Origin of the sequence: Nocardia amikacinitolerans (assembly GCF_900215415.1) — a bacterium.
In the GTDB taxonomy this organism is placed as follows: Bacteria; Actinomycetota; Actinomycetes; order Mycobacteriales; family Mycobacteriaceae; genus Nocardia; species Nocardia amikacinitolerans.
Genome location: NZ_OBEG01000007.1, coordinates 171,029 through 188,518, shown reverse-complemented (window position 1 = coordinate 188,518; position 17,490 = coordinate 171,029). Strand labels below are relative to the sequence as shown.

General features: G+C 69.7%; 16 protein-coding genes. 6 read left to right on the top strand and 10 right to left on the bottom strand.

Annotated features, from left to right (window positions below; all coding sequences use genetic code 11):
* Positions 1-317: 317 nt before the first annotated feature.
* Both CRP45_RS28340 and CRP45_RS28335 read right to left on the bottom strand, forming a co-directional pair.
* Positions 318-3,482, bottom strand: coding sequence for an AfsR/SARP family transcriptional regulator (locus tag CRP45_RS28340; RefSeq protein ID WP_097247766.1), 3,165 nt, complete (start codon positions 3,480-3,482; stop codon positions 318-320).
* A gap of 172 nt (positions 3,483-3,654) precedes the next feature.
* Positions 3,655-4,176 (bottom strand): hypothetical protein, encoded by a 522-nt coding sequence (locus tag CRP45_RS28335; RefSeq protein WP_097247765.1) that lies wholly within the window; start codon positions 4,174-4,176, stop codon positions 3,655-3,657.
* 222 nt (positions 4,177-4,398) lie between these two features.
* Here CRP45_RS28335 and CRP45_RS28330 point away from each other — a divergent pair, with 222 nt between their 5' ends.
* Complete coding sequence (locus CRP45_RS28330; protein WP_097247764.1) at positions 4,399-5,568, top strand: acyl-CoA dehydrogenase family protein; 1,170 nt, start codon at positions 4,399-4,401, stop codon at positions 5,566-5,568.
* Between the two features lie 19 nt (positions 5,569-5,587).
* The gene (locus CRP45_RS28325; protein ID WP_067790066.1) at positions 5,588-6,397 is read left to right on the top strand and encodes an enoyl-CoA hydratase/isomerase family protein; all 810 of its coding nucleotides are present in this window, start codon (positions 5,588-5,590) and stop codon (positions 6,395-6,397) included.
* An 11-nt stretch (positions 6,398-6,408) separates the two neighbouring features.
* On the opposite strand, the gene CRP45_RS28320 is transcribed toward CRP45_RS28325, so the two are convergent.
* The 6 genes from CRP45_RS28320 to carD form a co-directional block, all read right to left on the bottom strand.
* Positions 6,409-6,687 carry a DUF4190 domain-containing protein gene (locus CRP45_RS28320; RefSeq protein ID WP_067790064.1) on the bottom strand — a complete coding sequence of 93 codons (279 nt, stop codon included), beginning with the start codon at positions 6,685-6,687 and terminating at the stop codon, positions 6,409-6,411.
* 148 nt (positions 6,688-6,835) lie between these two features.
* Entirely contained in the window at positions 6,836-7,801 is a 966-nt protein-coding gene (gene rlmB, locus CRP45_RS28315) for a 23S rRNA (guanosine(2251)-2'-O)-methyltransferase RlmB (RefSeq protein WP_097247892.1), read from the bottom strand.
* Positions 7,801-9,204, bottom strand: coding sequence for a cysteine--tRNA ligase (gene cysS / locus CRP45_RS28310; RefSeq protein ID WP_097247763.1), 1,404 nt, complete (start codon positions 9,202-9,204; stop codon positions 7,801-7,803). Before cysS ends, rlmB begins: the two co-directional genes overlap by 1 nt.
* 189 nt (positions 9,205-9,393) lie before the next feature.
* Complete coding sequence (ispF, locus tag CRP45_RS28305; protein WP_067790112.1) at positions 9,394-9,861, bottom strand: 2-C-methyl-D-erythritol 2,4-cyclodiphosphate synthase; 468 nt, start codon at positions 9,859-9,861, stop codon at positions 9,394-9,396.
* Between the two features lie 13 nt (positions 9,862-9,874).
* A complete protein-coding gene (ispD, locus tag CRP45_RS28300) occupies positions 9,875-10,567 on the bottom strand; it encodes a 2-C-methyl-D-erythritol 4-phosphate cytidylyltransferase (protein ID WP_097247762.1) in 693 nt (230 codons plus the stop codon).
* 2 nt (positions 10,568-10,569) lie between these two features.
* Positions 10,570-11,058, bottom strand: a complete 489-nt coding sequence (gene carD, locus CRP45_RS28295) for an RNA polymerase-binding transcription factor CarD (RefSeq protein ID WP_011206964.1) — start codon at positions 11,056-11,058, stop codon at positions 10,570-10,572.
* A gap of 421 nt (positions 11,059-11,479) precedes the next feature.
* On the opposite strand from carD, the gene CRP45_RS28290 reads away from it, so the two are divergent.
* The 3 genes from CRP45_RS28290 to disA all read left to right on the top strand — a co-directional run bounded on the left by CRP45_RS28290 (position 11,480) and on the right by disA (position 14,988).
* Complete coding sequence (locus CRP45_RS28290) at positions 11,480-12,124, top strand: copper chaperone PCu(A)C domain-containing protein (RefSeq protein ID WP_097247761.1); 645 nt, start codon at positions 11,480-11,482, stop codon at positions 12,122-12,124.
* 102 nt (positions 12,125-12,226) lie between these two features.
* Positions 12,227-13,627, top strand: a complete 1,401-nt coding sequence (gene radA / locus CRP45_RS28285; RefSeq protein WP_097247760.1) for a DNA repair protein RadA — start codon at positions 12,227-12,229, stop codon at positions 13,625-13,627.
* An 89-nt stretch (positions 13,628-13,716) separates the two neighbouring features.
* A complete protein-coding gene (disA, locus tag CRP45_RS34785) occupies positions 13,717-14,988 on the top strand; it encodes a DNA integrity scanning diadenylate cyclase DisA (RefSeq protein ID WP_245910552.1) in 1,272 nt (423 codons plus the stop codon).
* A 6-nt stretch (positions 14,989-14,994) separates the two neighbouring features.
* On the opposite strand, the gene CRP45_RS28275 is transcribed toward disA, so the two are convergent.
* Both CRP45_RS28275 and CRP45_RS28270 read right to left on the bottom strand, forming a co-directional pair.
* The gene (locus CRP45_RS28275) at positions 14,995-15,657 is read right to left on the bottom strand and encodes a DUF7974 family protein (RefSeq protein WP_097247759.1); all 663 of its coding nucleotides are present in this window, start codon (positions 15,655-15,657) and stop codon (positions 14,995-14,997) included.
* A 124-nt stretch (positions 15,658-15,781) separates the two neighbouring features.
* Complete coding sequence (locus CRP45_RS28270) at positions 15,782-16,405, bottom strand: carbonic anhydrase (RefSeq protein ID WP_067790109.1); 624 nt, start codon at positions 16,403-16,405, stop codon at positions 15,782-15,784.
* 99 nt (positions 16,406-16,504) lie between these two features.
* Here CRP45_RS28270 and CRP45_RS28265 point away from each other — a divergent pair, with 99 nt between their 5' ends.
* Positions 16,505-17,431, top strand: a complete 927-nt coding sequence (locus tag CRP45_RS28265; protein WP_097247758.1) for an HhH-GPD family protein — start codon at positions 16,505-16,507, stop codon at positions 17,429-17,431.
* Positions 17,432-17,490: the final 59 nt, after the last annotated feature.

Here is a 17,490-nt window from a genome sequence, read left to right as displayed (position 1 = left end):
CATTGGGCCGTGCGGGTTACGGCGTCGCGGGCGGGTCCCGCTCGGGCAGCGAGACCTCCCAACGTGGGGTGCACTAGGGCGGAGGTCTCCCGCAGTCACAGGCCGCACCCACTGGCTGCGAGCACTCTCGCGGTGCAGGCGGGACTCACTGGCCGGTGAGGCCCACCGCCGTTCGGAGGCGGGTCATGTTTCCCGTGCACATCCAGCGCGATGCGAAGCCTTGCGGCCGGTCACTGGTCGGTGAGGCCCACCGCCGGGGGGAGGCGCGTCAAGGATCGGCACAGCACATTCGGCACGATGCGAAGCCTTGCGGCCGGTCACTGGTCGGTGAGGCCCACCGCTGTACGGACGCGGGTCAGGGCTTCGGGGGCGGGCAAGGTGGCGGTGCGATGGTAGGCGGCCTTGTAGGTTTCCTGGCCTAGTTGGTTGGTGAGTGTGTTCACCAAGTCCGCGAGGCGGGGTTCGCCCGCGTCGAAGTCGCCGCGGAGGGCTTCGCTGAGGCCGAGGGCTTCGGCGGCGAGTTCGGGGGTGTTCTCGAGGGAGAGCAGTTCGGCGAGTAGTTCGGCGACGTGGGCGGTATTCGCCGTGTCGCCCAAGGAGAACAGCCCTGCGGCGGCGTGCGGGAGGTGGGCGCGGGCTCCCGCCGCGTCGCCGTCGGCGAGGCGGTTGGCCAGGCGGGCGGCGGCGATCAGACCGTCGGCCATGGTTTCCGGGAGGCCGAGGCGGTCGGCGATCGCGGCGAGTTCGTCGATGGTGTGGTCGGCGGCGGGCACGTCGCCCGCGCGGCGGTGCCATTCGGCGAGTTCGAAGAGGGTTTCCGCGGCGCTGCGGCGGTGGCCGCGGGCGGTGGCCTGCCGCCGCATCGCCTCGATGTCGCGGAGTGCGCCGACGAGATCACCCGCGCGCATGCGTTCGACGGTGAGCCGGGCGCGGCAGTGGAACAGGTCGTCCTGGCCGCCAAGCTCGCTGCTGACCGCGACACCGCGCTCGAAAACGGCGATGGCGCGGGCGTGTTCGCCGCGCAGCGAGTGGTCGCGGCCGACGGCGAGCAGCGCCATCCCGAGACCCCAGCGGTCGCCGACCTCCTCGAAACCGCGCACCGCCGCCGCACGGGCCTCGGCGCCCGCCGCACGGTCGCCACGTTCGGTCCACACGTAGTCCCGCGCCCAGTGCGCGCTGGCTCGCACCCAGGGGTCCCGGTTGGTCAGCGCCTGGTCGAGCACGCGGTCGCCGAGGTCGTCGGCGCCCACCGATGCGGCGAGCAGCGGAATCCACAGCAGCAGCGCGGGGTGGAAGTCGAGTGCGTCGGCGGCGACGCAGTCCTCGATGAGCGTCCGCACCGGAACCTCTTCCGCGATCGGCGCGCCCGCGAGCAGCTGCACGAGTCGCAGCGCGGACCGTTCACGGGCGGGCAGCGCGTCGTCGAGACTCAGCACGGCGGCGAGGAACGTGTCGAACTGGGTGCTCATGCCGCGGATGCCCCAGTACCAGAACAACCCGCCGACGAAGCGCGCGGCGCGCACTGCGTCGCCCGCGTCGAGCATCGATCGCAGTGCGGTTACCAGGTTTTCGTGTTCGTCATCGAAGATGCCGATGGCGCGCAACTGTTCTCGCGTGCGCAGCAGTGGTTCGTACCGTTCGACAAGCGTCAGGTAATGCTCGGCGAAGCGGTCGGCGAGATCGTCGCCGGACTCCGTCAGCCGGTCGGCCGCGTAGGCGCGAATGGTCGCGAGCATGCGGTAGCGCTCGCCCGAGACGGTGAGGACGGACTTCTCCACCAGCGCGTCGGCCACGTACAGCATGTCCTCGGCGGGCAGCGCCGCGTCGGAGCAGATCGCTTCCAGCGCGTCGAGGGTCGCGCCGCCGGGGAACAGCGAGAGTCTGCGGGCCAGCACCCTTTCCGGCTCGGTGAGCAGGTCCCAGCTCCACGCCACCAGCGCCAGCAGCGTGCGCTGGCGCGGCAGTGCGGTGCGGCTGCCGGAGGTCAGCAGCCGGAAGCGATCGTCGAGTCTGCGCGCGATCTGCTCGACGCTCATCGAACGCAGTTTGGCGGCGGCCAATTCGAGCGCGAGCGGCAGGCCGTCGAGCTGACGGCAGATGTCCACCACCGGTCCGACCGTCTCGGTGTCCAGGACGAAGTCGGGTCGTGCCGCGACCGCGCGATCCAGAAAGAGCCGTACCGCGGGCGCATCGGCGGCATCGGCGGACTCTGCTGCCTCGCCCGGCAATTCGAGCGGTCCGAGCTGGTACAGCGTCTCCCCCGCGATGGCGAGCGGCTCCCTGCTCGTCGCGAGAATCCGTAGCTGCGGCAGTCTTTCGAGTAGACCGTCGGCCAGTTCGGCGGCGGATTCGATCAGATGCTCGCAGTTGTCGAGCACGAGTACGGCGGGGCCGACGTCGAGCAGCTCGGCGATGCGGTCGATTCCGGTGAGCGGCTGGCGATTGTCGGAGACGCGCATATCCCAGGAGGCCAGCGCGCCGAGCACGGTGTCGGTCAACTGCTCCGCTGTGCTCACACCGGCCAGCGGCACCAACCAGACCCGGCCGCGCTCGTAAGCCCGGTGCCTGCTGACGGTTTCGACCGCCAAGCGGGTCTTGCCCGCGCCGCCCGGACCGACCAGCGTGACCAAACGACCCGCGGCGAGCAGTTCGGAAACTCGGGACAGCTCGCGATCCCGTCCGACGAAGTTGGTGAGCGGCAGGGGAATTCGGCTCACCGTCGGCTCCGGACGCGCTGCGGGGCGATCCAGTTCACCGCGCAACAGCGCCAAGTGGATGTCGCGCAGTTCGGTGGAGGGGTCGACGCCGAGTTCGTCGCCGAGCCGCTCGCGGATCTGCTCGTAGACGGCGAGCGCGTCGGATTGGCGACCGGCGGCGGACAGCGCCCGCATGCGTAGTCCGGCCAGCCGCTCGGCCAGCGGGCGTTCGGCGGCGGCGGTTTCCAGGTCGGTGAGCACTTCGGCGTGCCTGCCGAGTCGCAGCTCGACATCGTAATTGTCCTCGGCGACAGCGGCTTTCAGCTCTTCGAGCCGGGCAACCGAGAGATCGGCGAACGGGGCGTCCCGCACGTCGGCCAGCGCGGGACCTCGCCAGAGCGCGAGCGCGTCCGCGAATGTGGCCGCCGCCGCCTCGACCTTCCCCGCGGCCAGTTCGCGGCGTCCCTCGGCGGCCGCGGTTTCGAAGCGGTGGGTGTCCACGTCCTCCGGCCGCACCGAGAGCCGGTAGCCGCCGGGGCCGAGTTCCAGGGTGCCCGCGCCGCGAATCGCCTTGCGCAGGCGGGAGACCAGTGCTTGCAAGGCACCCGCCGCCTCGGCCGGTGGATGCTCACCCCACAACCCGTCGATGAGCGCGTCTACCGAGACCGGGCGACCCGCCTCCAGCGCGAGCCTGGCCAGGAGCATCCGGAGCCGCACACCGCCGAGATCCAGAGGGGAACCGTCGTCGGCGAAAGCCGCGACCGGACCGAGTAGAGCAACACGCACCGGTCCAGGGTGTCAGAAGGGTCGAACCTGTCGGCTGGGGTGGTGCCACACAGGTTTCACACGCCTCACATAGGCGGTGGCTATGCGAGGCGTACACAGGGTGTGTGGGAGTCGAAGATTGCGTACGCCAAAGAACCCGGCGCGGGTCGAGCCCACGCCGGGGTTGGGGAGCTCAGGCGGCGAGCAGGGCCAGGAAGACCAGGATCGAGCCGCCGAACACGATGGCGTGGCGGGCGTTCTGCAGCCAGGGCATCACCCAGCGGGGGAAGGCGCCCTCGGCGGCGGCGAGGAAGCGGCGCGCGTCGATGCGGGCGAGTTCCGGGTCGCCGGTCTTGGCGAAAGCGGCTTCGACGCCCTTGGCGGCGGTCAGGTTGCTGTACAGGATGACGACGTTGACGAGGAGAACGAGCGCCTGGCAGATCCAGGTCAGCGTCTGGCCCCACGGGTTCGCCGCGAGGTTCAGTGCGGCAAGGGCGGTCATGACCAGCGCGATGGACAAAGGAGCCCAGGTCTCGTGGCCGCCCGCGTCGAACCGCATGCCGTGCTCGGCGAGCACACCGGGCCGGACGCCCTGGCGGTTCAGTTCCGCCTCGGCGGCGGCCTTCGCGGCGGCGCCGTAGCGGTGGCGGACCAGCGGGATGCTCACGAAGGCGAGCGCGATGAGCAGTTGGACGATGGCGGCGATGGTCAGCATGGTGGTTCTCCTCGGTCTTGCGTGGCCGGTGTGGCCCTTCGATGAACCAAAGATGTCGGGCCAAGCTGACAGGCCGTTCACAATGCGCTGACAGCGCCTGTCAGTGCAGGTAGAGGCGAAATATGGCGGGCACCGATCGAGGTGATGGCAGCCGCCTTCAGTCGTCGGCGTAAGGTTTCGTATGCTCGGATCCACACGCCGCCGAACGAATGGTGACCAACGATGATCGACTTCTCGATTCCCGCCGAACTCGCCGCCGAACGCGACCGCGTCCGCCAGTTCGTCATCGACAAAATCGTTCCGTTCGAGCGCGACCCGCGCCTGACCGCGCACGGTCCGACCGACGAATTGCGCCAGGTGTTGGTGGAACTCGCGCGCGCCGAGAAGCTGCTGACGGTGCAGGCGCCCGAGGCGCTCGGCGGGCGCGGGCTCAGCCACGTCGAGCAGGCCGTCATCTACGAGGCGGCCGGGTGGTCGACCCTCGGCCCGATCGCGATGAACTGCGCCGCGCCCGACGAGGGCAATATGTTCCTGCTGTCCAAGGTCGCGAACCAGGAGCAGACCGAGCGCTACCTGATGCCGGTGATCAACGGACACCAGCGTTCGGTCTTCGCGATGACCGAACCCGACGGCGCGGGCTCGGACCCGGCGCAGCTGGCCACCGAGGCCGTCTTCGACGGCGAGAACTTCACCGTCAACGGGCGCAAATGGCTGATCACCGGCGCCAACGGCGCGAAGACCTGGATCATCATGGCGCGCCTCGCGGCCAACCCACACCTGCCCGAGGGACCGACGCTGTTCCTCACCGACGGCGATCAGCCGGGCATCGTCATCGAACGCACCATGAACACGATGGACCGCAACTACGTCGCCGGGCACGGCGTCGTCCGCTTCGACAACCTGGTGCTGCCCAAGTCGGCGCTGCTCGGGGAGGCCGGGCAGGCGCTGCGCTACGCCCAGCTGCGGCTCGCCCCCGCCCGGCTCACGCACTGCATGCGCTGGCTCGGCGCGGCCGAACGGGCCCAGAGCATCGCGGTGCAGCACGCCAAGACCCGCACCGCGTTCGGCAAGCCGATCGGCGAACACGAGGGCGTTTCCTTCATGCTCGCGGACAACGAGATCGCGCTGCACCAGTGCCGCCTGACCATCTGGCACGCCTGCTGGCTGATGGACCAAGGCGAGAAGGCGCGGCACGAGAGCTCGATCGCGAAGTCCTACGTCTCCGAGGAGCTGTTCAAGGTCGCCGACCGCTGCGTGCAGGTGCTCGGCGGCATCGGCATCAGCGACGAGACGGTGGTCGAGATGATCTTCCGCGATATGCGCGCCTTCCGCCTCTACGACGGCCCCACCGAGGTCCACAAGTACGCCATCGGCCGCAAGATCCTGCGCTGAGCCACTACGATCCCATGGCATGAGTTCGGAACTGCTCGTCGATGTCTCCGCGGGCATCGCCGTCCTCACGCTCAACCGACCCGCCCAGCAGAACGCGTTCACCCCGGCGATGGCCGCTGAGCTCGGCGCCGCGCTGCAGCGCTGCGACAGCGAGGACGCCATCCGCGCGGTGGTCATCACCGGGACTCCGCCCGCGTTCTGCGCGGGCGCGGACCTGTCCAACCGGGTCGGCGAGGTCAGCGCCACCATCGAGCCCGCGCCGTGGCGGGTGCGCAAGCCGGTGATCGCCGCGGTCAACGGGCACGCGGTCGGCATCGGGCTGGCGCTGGCACTGCAATGCGACCTGCGCTACATGGCGCGCGACGCGGTCTACGGACTCACCCAGGTGCGCCGCGGCGTGCTCGCCGACGGCTACGCGCACTGGACGCTGCCTCGGCTCGTCGGCATGGCCAACGCCGCCGACATCATGCTCACCGGCCGCACCTTCGACGGCGAAGAGGCCAAGGCGATGGGCCTGGCCAACGCGTGCCTAGCGGGCGGCGAAGTGCTGCCGACCGCGCTGTCGGTCGCGCACGATCTGGTCAACGGTTCGGCGCCGCTGCCGGTCGCGCTGTCCAAGCGGCTGCTCTGGGAGGGCCTCGGCATGAGCCCGGCCATGGTCGGCAGGCTGGAGTCCGAACTCAACGCCCACGTCGCCAAGAGCGTCGACGGCGGCGAGGCGATGGCGGCGTTCCGTGACCGCCGTCAGCCCAACTGGACCGGCAGCATCAGTTCCGAATGGCCGGCGTGGGACAGCAAGGCCGACACCGACCGACCGGTGCTCGACTGAATCGCGACTTCTCAGGCGTTGCCGCCCAGCACGATAAGCAGAAACAGGATCGCCATCAGAACCATGAGGACGGTTCCGATGACGCCCAGGATGTAGCCGACCAGTACCTGCGCACGGCCGCCGAGTGCGCCGCCGGAGTCCTCGATCTGGTCGAGAGCGCGCTTGCCCAAAGCCCACGCCACCGGGCCGAGGGCCCCGCAGCAGAAGATGCTCGCCGCGCCGAGAAACAACACGGCCGTGGCATTGGGATGCTCGACCGTCGCACCGATGGGCTGGTTGGGTATCACCACCAGCCGAATTCTACGGGGCTACCGGGGAACTCCGCGTATTTTGCGGATCGCGCGTGACACGGGGCGTTTCGTACCCAGGTGCGAAACGCCGTTCACCTGCGCCATCGCCGAAACGGTTGGCGCGTAGGGACATTCGACCCGAGAGCCGTCAGGCCCGACGCTGACGCGCGATCTCGGCGAGCACCACACCCGCGGCCACCGAAGCGTTCAGCGACTCGACCGGACCGGCCATCGGAATGCTCAGGATGCTGTCGCAGTTCTCCCGGACCAGGCGCGAGAGACCCTTGCCCTCCGAGCCGACCACGATCACCGTCGGTGCGGTGCCGTCGAACTCGTCCAGCGTGGTGTCGCCGCCCATGTCGAGGCCGACGACCTGGATGCCCTGGCTGGCCCAATCCTTCAGCGTGCGAGTCAGATTCGTGGCGCGCGCGACCGGAAGGCGGGCCGCGGCGCCCGCGCTGGTCCGCCACGCGACGGCGGTGACGCTCGCGCTGCGCCGCTGCGGGATCAGCACGCCGTGGCCGCCGAACGCCGCGACGGAGCGAATCACCGCGCCGAGATTGCGCGGATCGGAAATGTTGTCCAGCGCTACGAGCAGCGCGGGTTCGGCCGTGCCGCGCAGCCGGTCGAGCAGATCGTCCGGGTGGGCGTAGCGGTACGGCGGCACCTGCAACGCGAGGCCCTGGTGCAGGCCGTTGTTGCTCATCCGGTCCAGATCGGTGCGCGGCACCTCGAGGATGGAGATGCCCGCGTCGGCCGCGGTCTGCACGCTCTCGGTGAGCCGGTCGTCGTTCTCGGTGCCCACCGCGACGTACAGCGCCGTCGCGGGAACGCCCGCGCGCAGACACTCGACGACCGGGTTGCGGCCGAGCACCAACTCGGGACCGTCCTCGGTCTTACGGCCCGCGGCGCGGCCGGTCGGGCGACCCTTCGCCTCCGCCTTGGCCTTGGCAGCGGCGCGCTTGGCCGCGGGGTGCTTGGTCCGCATCTCGGCGGGCGGCGTCGCGCCACGCCCCTCGAGCCCGCGCCTGCGCTTGCCGCCGGAACCGACGACCGCGCCCTTCTTGCTACCCGTCTTGCGCACCGCGCCACGGCGCTGCGAATTCCCTGCCATCAGTTCGCCTTTCCGCGCGCGGCGCCCAGCGACCACTCGGGGCCCTGGGGAGTGTCGGTCACTTCGATGCCAGCGGCGGCCAAACGGTCGCGCACGGCGTCGGCGGTGCCCCAGTCCTTGTCGGCGCGGGCCTGCTGGCGGCGATCGAGTTCCGCGCGCACCAGCACGTCGAGCGCCTCCTGCGCCGCGGAGGTGTCCTCCGGCGCGTACCACTTCGGGTCGTACGGGCAGACGCCGAGGATGTTCAGCATGGCCCGCACCTGCCCGGCCAGCTCGCGGGCGGTGTCGACCGCGCCCGACTCCAGCGCCTTGTTGCCTTCGTGCACCACGCGGTGCACCTCGGCGAGGGCGCGCGGCACGGCCAGGTTGTCGTCCATCGCCTCGGCGAACGCGTCGGTCCACTTGCCGATCGGGATCTCACCGGCCCGCTCGGCGACCCGGTGGATGAACGCCTCGATCCGCTGGTAGGAGGCCGCGGCGTCGTACAGCGCCTTGTCCGAGTACTCCAGCATCGATCCGTAGTGCGCGCTGCCGAGGTAGAACCGAAGTTCCACGGCGCGAACCTTTTTCAGCACGTTCGGCACCGAGAGCACATTGCCGAGCGACTTGGACATCTTCTCGCCGCCCATGGTCACCCAGCCGTTGTGCAGCCAGTACCGCGCGAAACCGTCACCGGCTGCCTTGGACTGGGCGATCTCGTTCTCGTGGTGCGGAAACACCAGATCCATACCGCCGCAATGGATGTCGAATTCCGCGCCGAGGTAGAACTCGGCCATCGCGGAGCATTCCAGGTGCCAGCCGGGGCGGCCGGGACCCCACGGCGACGGCCAGTTCGGCTCGCCCGGCTTTGCCGCCTTCCACAGCGTGAAATCGCGCGGGTCGCGCTTGCCCTCGCCCGCGCTCTCGCCCTGGTGCACGTCGTCGAGCTTGTGGCCGGACAGCTTTCCGTAGTCCGGGAAGCTCTGCACGTCGAAATAGACGTTGCCCTCGGAGGCGTAGGCGTGCCCGCGCTCGATGAGCCGCCGCATCAGGTCGACCATCTGGGTGATGTGGCCGGTGGCCCGCGGCTCGGCGGACGGCGGCTGCACGCCGAGCGCTTCGTAGGCGCGGTCGAAGGCGCGCTCGTAGGTGGCCGCCCACTCCCACCACGGGCGGCCCGCCTCGGCGGCCTTGTTCAGAATCTTGTCGTCGATGTCGGTGACGTTGCGGATGAAGTACACGTCGTAGTCGTGCGCCTGCAACCAGCGACGCAGCACGTCGAACGCGACGCCGCTGCGGACGTGACCGATATGGGGTTCCCCCTGGACGGTGGCGCCACAGAGGTACACCGAAGCGCGGCCGGGAACCAGCGGCGCGAAATCGCGCATGGTTCGGCGTTCGGTGTCAAAGAGGCGCAGTGTCACGGCAGTCGATCCTAGTCGGCGTCGTCGAGCGACTTCCGTCCAGGCTCACACACGACCGGCGCGAACTCTGAGGTTCGCCCGCCCGGTCGGAGCAGGGCGTTCGCGCCTCGGCCCGATCGAGAGCCGCCGCAGTCCCGAGTCACCGGCCGGCCGATCGTGCGCACGGCCATCGCGCAGACTGGGATTCGCTCAGCCGCGGGCTTGCAGCAACGCGGTGGCGATCGACGCGACACCTTCCCCGCGACCCGTGAGTCCCAGTCCGTCAGTGGTCGTTCCCGACACCGAGACCGGCGCTCCCAGCAGCTCGCCGAGCACCTTCTGCGCCTCCGCGCGGCGCGGTCCGATCTTGGGCCGATTGCCGATGACCTGCACCGCGGCGTTGACGATGTCGAAGCCCGCCTCGTCGAGCAACCTGCGGACCTCGGTCAGCATGGCGGCGCCCGAGACGTCCTTCCACTCGGGGCGGCCGGTGCCGAACACCGCGCCGACATCGCCGAGTCCGGCCGCCGAGAGCAGCGCGTCGCACAGTGCGTGCGCGGCCACGTCGCCGTCGGAGTGGCCGGAGCAGCCGTCGTCACCGTCGAACAGCAGACCCGCCATCCAGCACGGACGACCGGGTTCGATGGGATGCACGTCGCTGCCGATACCAACTCGCATGGTCACGACGTTCTCATACGCTCCGCGCCGCGTTGCACACCGTCTCGGCGAGCATCAGGTCGAGCGGAGTGGTGATCTTGAAGGCCATCGGGTCGCCGGGAATGGTGTGCACCTCGGCGCCGAGCCGCTCGACGAGTCCGGCGTCGTCGGTGGCGAGCACGTTCGTCTCGTAGGCGGCGCGCAGCAGATCGGCCGCGAAACCTTGCGGCGTCTGGATCGCGCGAAGGGCCGCGCGGTTGGGGGTTCCAGTCACCACGCCGTCCTGGTCGACGGTCTTGACGGTGTCGACCACCGGGAGGGCGGGCACGACCGCGCGACGACCCGCCCGCAACTCGGCCGCGACCCGGGCGATCAACGCGGGCGGGGTGAGCGCGCGGGCGGCGTCGTGCACGAGGTAATAGCCCGCGTCCGGCGCGGCGGCGATACCGGCCCGCACCGAATCGGTGCGTTCGGCCCCGCCGACGACTACGCGCACGGCGTCCGAGGGCGGCAGCAGGGCGACTGCGCTCTCGACCAGTTCGACGGGGACCATCACGATGATGCGGTCGACCGCCCCGGAGGCCAGCAGGCCGTCCACGGCGAGCCGGACCATGGGTGTGCCGCCGACCGCGACGAACGCCTTGGGCATGTTCTCACCCAAACGAACACCGCGACCGGCGGCAGGAACCAAGGCAACGACAGGACTGTCGCTGTCAGAGTTGTTCACGGTCAGGAAGCCGCTGCGAGGACCTCGTCGAGCAGCGTCTCGGCCTTGCCGTCGTCGGTACCCTCGGCGAGCGCGAGTTCACCGACCAGGATCTGGCGAGCCTTGGCCAGCATGCGCTTCTCGCCTGCGGACAGCCCACGATCCTGCTCCCGACGCCACAGGTCGCGGACGACCTCGGCAACCTTGTTCACATCGCCGGAGGCGAGCTTCTCCAGGTTGGCCTTGTAGCGGCGAGACCAGTTGGTCGGCTCCTCGGTGTGCGGCGCGCGCAACACCTGAAAGACCCGGTCGAGACCCTCCTGGCCCACGACGTCGCGCACGCCGACGTATTCGGCGTTTTCCGCGGGTACGCGAACGGTCAGATCGCCTTGGGCGACCTTCAGGACCAGATACTCTTTTTGCTCACCCTTGATGGTGCGAGTCTCGATTGCTTCGATCAGCGCCGCTCCGTGGTGGGGGTAAACGACGGTGTCTCCGACCTTAAAAATCATGTGTCCCGTGCCCCTTTCGATGTTCACAGTTTAACATGCGACTCGGTAACGGCGCGATCAACTGTGCAGGTCAGGGCCACAACGAGCGGACCGAGGGGGTTGACAGAACCCGTGCGGTGTGCATTACGTTGTGCCAGAACGAGTTATCCACCTGCGCCGACTCGCCCCTGTCCCGCGAGGCGCCCCGGCACTCGGCCCGCAACCGCACCCCCGGGCCACCGAACCGTTATGCAACGGATGCCGACCGACGGCGGTGTCGCGGAGCGGACACCCCGGCCCGACCGACGGGTCCCCGGTGTCGACTACTACGCTGCCTAGTTACTACTCTCCGTAGCGGAGTGATCCCGGTCGACATGGAGGACAACCCGTGACTGCCCTGAATGCTGTGACCGCCTCGTCGGGGGCGCGGAAGCCACGTCTCATGGTGACTGTTGCCGCACTCGCCGCGGGCGCCGCGCTCGCGCTGACCGGCTGCAGCGCGGGGCAGGTCTCCCAGACCGCGAACCAGGCTCCGGCCATCAACGGCAACAACGCCGAGGTCGAGGACATCTCGCTGCGCAACGTGCACATCGTGTACCCGTCCGAGGGTTACACCAACGTGCAGGGCGGCAAGGCGCTGATCGCGCTGTCCATCGTGAACAACAGCGAGACCGTCACCGACGAGCTCACCAGCGTCACCACCGACCTCGGTCAGGTGAAGATCACCCCGCCGTCGGGCGCGTCGTCGGTGAAGCTCGCGCCGCAGCAGACCGTCGTCGCGGCGGCTTCCGAGCAGGGCGGCCGGGGCTCGGCCGACTCGCACGGCGACGACCACGGCTCGGACAGCCACGGCTCGCAGCCGACCAAGCAGCAGGCCGCCGACCCCGAGGCCAAGCCGGCCACCATCGAGATCACCGGCCTCACCAAGGACATCACCCCCGGTCTGACCTACACCGTCTCGTTCAACTTCAAGGAGAACGGCACCGTGCAGGTGCAGGTCCCGGTCGACGCGGGCACCGAGGCCGAGCGCCACGAGTCCGACAAGTCGGGCCCGGCCGCCGGTGGCGGTCACGGCGGCGGCCACTGAGGGTTCCGCCCCCAGCGGACCGAGAACGAAGGCTGTCGCACACGGTGCGGCAGCCTTTTCCCTATCCGGGGTTCTGTCGGGCCCGGTACGTAAGGTGCGCGTGTGGCAAAGAACAAGCCGATCTTCCGGTGCTCCGCCTGCTCGCACGAGGTCGCGAAGTGGGTGGGCAAGTGCCCGGACTGCGGGGCGTGGGGCACGGTCGACGAGGTAGCAGTCTCGGCCGCGTCGGCTGCCGCTCCCGGTAGGCGCGCGATGCTGCCGAGTACCGCGGCGGCCCCGATCTCCTCGATCGATTCGCAGGTCACCAAGGCAAGGCCGACCGGTGTCGGCGAGCTGGACCGGGTGCTCGGCGGCGGGGTGGTCGCAGGCTCGGTGGTGCTGCTCTCCGGCGAGCCGGGCGTCGGCAAGTCGACGCTGCTGCTCGAGGTCGCGCACCGGTGGGCCAAGCAGCGCGACGAGAAGGCGCTCTATGTGACCGCGGAGGAGTCCGCCGGTCAGGTCCGGCTGCGCGCGGATCGCACCGGCGCGGTGCACGAGCGGGTGTACCTGGCGGCGGAGTCGGATCTGTCGATCGTGCTCGGGCATGTCGAACAGGTGCGGCCGACGCTGCTCGTCGTCGACTCGGTGCAGACCATGCTCGCGCCGGACGTGGACGGCGTGATCGGCGGCGTCACCCAGGTGCGCGCGGTGACGGCGGCGCTCACCTCGCTGGCCAAGGCGAGCGGGATCGCGGTGCTGCTGGTCGGCCACGTCACCAAGGACGGCAACGTGGCGGGCCCGCGCACCCTCGAACACCTGGTCGACGTGGTGTTGCAGTTCGAGGGCGACAAGAACTCCGCGCTGCGCATGGTGCGGGGCATCAAGAACCGGTTCGGCAGCGCCGACGAGGTGGGCTGTTTCGAGCTGCACGAGGAAGGCATCGTGGGCGTCGACGACCCGTCCGGGCTGTTCCTGCACCACCGCACCGATTCGGTGCCGGGGACCGCGGTGACCGTCGCGATGGACGGCAAGCGTCCGCTGGTCGGCGAGGTGCAGGGCCTGACGGTGAAGACCGAGATTCCCGCGCCGCGCCGCGCGGTCAGCGGGCTCGACTACAACCGGGTCGCCATGGTGCTCGCGGTGTTGCAGAGCCGCGGCCGGGTCTTCCTCGGCAAGCACGACGTCTACGCGGCGACGGTCGGCGGCATGCGGCTCGTCGAGCCCGCCGCCGACCTGGCCATCGCGCTCGCCATCGCCAGCGCCGAATCCGACACCGCGCTGCCGCCTGGCTGGGTGATACTCGGCGAGGTCGGCCTTGCCGGCGAGGTGCGGAAGGTGACCGGCGTGGCACGTAGGCTGGCCGAAGCACAGCGGCTCGGCTTCACCACCGCGCTGGTGCCGCCGGGGCTGGAACGAATGAAGGGCGGGGGCATGAAGATTCACGAGGTGACCGACGTCGGTTCCGCGCTGCGGATCAGCGGCCTGCGCGCGCGGCGGGCGGCGCGGAACGAGGCGGCCGAGTGATACCAGGGCGGTGGGCGGCGTATCTGCTCGGCAGACCGGCCCCCGTCGCGCCATGTCCCCCGGTCCCGACGACGACCACGCGGAACCGGCTGCCCGAGATCGTCACCCGGCTGGCTCCCGGCACGCCGCTGCGGGACGGATTGGAACGCATCCAGCGCGGCCGCACCGGCGGCCTGATCGTGCTCGGCCACGACGCGGACGTCGAGCGAATCTGCGACGGCGGATTCGAGCTGGACGTCGACTTCGCGCCGACCCGGCTGCGCGAGCTGTCGAAGATGGACGGCGCGGTGGTGCTCTCCACCGACGGCGCCCGCATCCTGCGCGCCAACGTGCACCTGGTCCCCGATCCGAACCTGCCGAGCGCGGAATCCGGCACCAGACACCGCGCCGCCGAAAGGACCGCCGCCCAGACCGGCTACCCGGTCATCGCGGTGAGCAAGTCGATGCGCACGATGACGCTGTACCTCGGCGAGGTCCGCCACCTGATCGAGCCGTCGGCCACCATCCTCGCCAGGGCGAACCAGGCGCTCGGCACGTTGGAGCGCTACAAGGCGCGGCTGGACCAGGTGTGCGAGCAGCTTTCGGAGAGCGAGATCGAGGACGTCGTCACCCTGCGCGACGCGCTGTCGGCGGCCCAGCGCCTGGAACTGGTGCGGCGGCTGGCCAAGGAGATCGAGCAGAGCGTGCTGGAACTCGGCGCCGACGGTCGCCAGCTCGCGCTGCAACTGGAGGATCTGGTCGGCGACAGCGCTTGGCTGCGCGAGTTGCTCGTCCGCGACTACCTCGCCTGCGAGCCGGTCATGTCGGGGGCGGGGGCGGGTGTGCCTGCTGATGGTTTGGTTCTCCGCAGAAGTACCCTGCAACGGGAGAACACGGACTGCTCGTGCGCCGACCACCAACATCAGGACATGCCGGGGGCGGGTGTGCCTGCTGATGGCTCGGTTCTCCGCACAAGTACCCCGCAACGGGAGAACACGGACTGCTCGTGCGCCGACCACCGACATGTGTACGTGTCGGAGGTAGAGCGGGCGATGGCGGGGCTGGACATGCTCAGCGACGACGAACTGCTGGATCTCACCAATTTGGCCGCGCCGCTTGGTTATCCGGGCACCATCGAGGCGCTGGACCTGCCGATGCGCCCGCGTGGCTACCGGGTGCTGACCCGGATACCCCGGCTGCGGTTCACCCACATCGAATCGCTGGTCGACTCGTTCGGCTCGCTGCAAGGGCTTTTGGCCGCGACGGCGGGCGATCTACAGGCCGTCGACGGGATCGGGGTGCCGAGGGCGCGGCAGATCCGCGACGGGTTGACTCGGCTGGCCGAAGCGGGCGCGGACAACCCGTTCGAGCGGGAACGATGAAGCGGCTCAGGCGATATTGAACGGCTCGGCCGCGCTGCGCACCGAACCGAGTTGCGCGACAACGGAATACGCCCCGGGCGGGACCGGGACGCGCTCGCCGGCGCAATTCGGCTGGGATGTCGAGCCGGACCAGGTGACCTGGAATGCGGCCTGTTCACCGCGATTCAGATTGCGCACGTCGGGCTGACCGTCCGGATAGCAGTCGGTGCTCGACCACAGCTTGCGGCTGCCGTCGAGGGTGTAGACCGAGATCTGCTGCAACCCGGAGCCGACGTCGCGGGCACAGGTCACCGAGGAGATGTTGGTGATGACGATGCCGAACACCGGCTGCTCGCCCGCCTTGTAGGTGGGCTGTTCGACGGTCACCTTCACCGCGAGCGACTGATCGGGGCACTGACCGGCCGCCACCGGAGCCGGACTGGCCGCCGGGGTCACCGAGGGTTTGGGAGCGTCCGCGCTCGGCGAGGACTTCGGCGTATCACCCGACTTCTTCACCGACGAGGTCGAACTCGTCGCGGCCGCCTTGACGTCACCGGGCGAGCCCCCACCGCGCACGACCATCACCACCAGCCAAATCACCAGCGCGAGCGCCACGACCAGGATTCCGATGGCGAAAACGCGACGACGCCAGTAGATCTCCGGAGGCAGCGGTCCAGTCGGTTCCAGCACGATTCAAACTTACGGGCAGCACCGGGCGCGGTGTCTCAGGACCTCGGCGTGTCGGACTGGACGACGCCGTAGCGCCGGGTGCGACGCCCCCGGCACGCTGGGGAAACTCCGCTCCGCGAACGGGTCAGGCGACCTCGCCGATGTTGCCGACGGCACTGTGCAGTTTCATCTGGCCCTCGGCCAACTTGTAGGTGACACAGGCGATGGCGAGCTCGCCCGCCTTCACCCGCTCGGCGATGATCGACGAACGCTCCATGAGCAGCTTGCTGGTCTCGACCACGTGCCTCGCCTCGAGCTCGTCCACGTCGGACAGGCCCTCGCGTCGGCCGATCAGGATGGACGGCGACACCTTCTCCACGACGCTGCGGATGAATCCGCCGGGCACCTCGCCGCCGTCGAGCGCGTCGACGGTGGCCTTCACCGCGCCGCAGCTGTCGTGTCCGAGCACGACGATGAGCGGCACGTTCAACACGTGCACGCCGTACTCGATCGAACCGAGCACCGAGCTGTCCACCACGTGGCCCGCGGTGCGCACGACGAACATGTCGCCGAGACCCTGGTCGAAGATCAACTCCGCGGCCACACGCGAGTCGCCGCAACCGAAGAGGATGGCCGAAGGATGCTGACCGCCGACGAGCTTGGCCCGGTCGGCTGCGCCCTGGTTAGGATGCAGAAGCGTGCCGTTGACGAAACGCTCGTTGCCCTCGCGGAGAGATTTCCAGGCGCTGATCGGGTTTGAATCAGACATACCGACCATTGTGCACAAGGCATTCGCTACCGGCGAGTCAGGTTCGTTACGGGTCGGCAAATATCGACTGGCCGCCGGGTGGCGGGGACGGTGAGGGTAATGCGTAGCGGCACAGGTCGGATCACCCCGCCCCTGCAACAGTTCGGCGATCGCGGCATCGACGCCGACGTGTTGCTGGACTGGTACGCCGAGACAGCCCGCGACCTGCCGTGGCGACGCCCCGGCGTGACCGCGTGGCAGATCCTGATGAGCGAGATCATGCTCCAGCAGACACCCGTGGTGCGGGTGGAGCCGATCTGGCTGGAGTGGGTGGCGCGCTGGCCGGTGCCCTCGGCGATGGCCGCGTCCTCCCAAGCCGAGGTGCTGCGCGCGTGGGGCAAGCTGGGTTATCCGCGGCGCGCGCTGCGGCTGCACGAGTGCGCGCGGGTGCTGGCCGAGGAACACGGCGACGAGGTCCCCGCCGACGTGGAGGTGCTGCTCGGGCTGCCCGGCATCGGCGCGTACACCGCGCGTGCGGTCGCCTGCTTCGCCTACGGCCAGCGCGTGCCGGTGGTGGACACGAATGTGCGCCGGGTCGTCGCGCGCGCCGTGCACGGCCGCGCCGAAGCGGGCAACCCGGCCGCGCGCGACCTCGCCGAGACCGAGGCGCTGCTGCCCGCGAAAATCGACCGCGCGGCAAGGTTTTCCGCTGCGCTGATGGAGCTCGGCGCGACGGTCTGCACCGCGCGCACGCCCGACTGCGCGCGCTGCCCGCTGCCGACCTGCGCCTGGGTGACCGCGGGCCGTCCGGTGTCGGAGGTGGTGCGCCGGACCCAGAAGTACGAGGGCACCGACCGCCAAGCGCGTGGCCGCCTGCTCGATGTGTTGCGCGCCGCGACCGGGCCGGTGGAACGGGTGCGGCTCGACCTCGCTTGGACGCGCGATCCAGGACAGCGCGATCGCGCGCTCGACTCCCTGCTGATCGACGGGCTGATCGAGCAGACGGCTGATGGATTGTTCGCGCTCGCGGGCGAGGGTGATCGTTAGTCGATCGCCCGCAACGACCCCCATTGAAGGTGACCTCCAGCGCCTCATACCGACCGAAT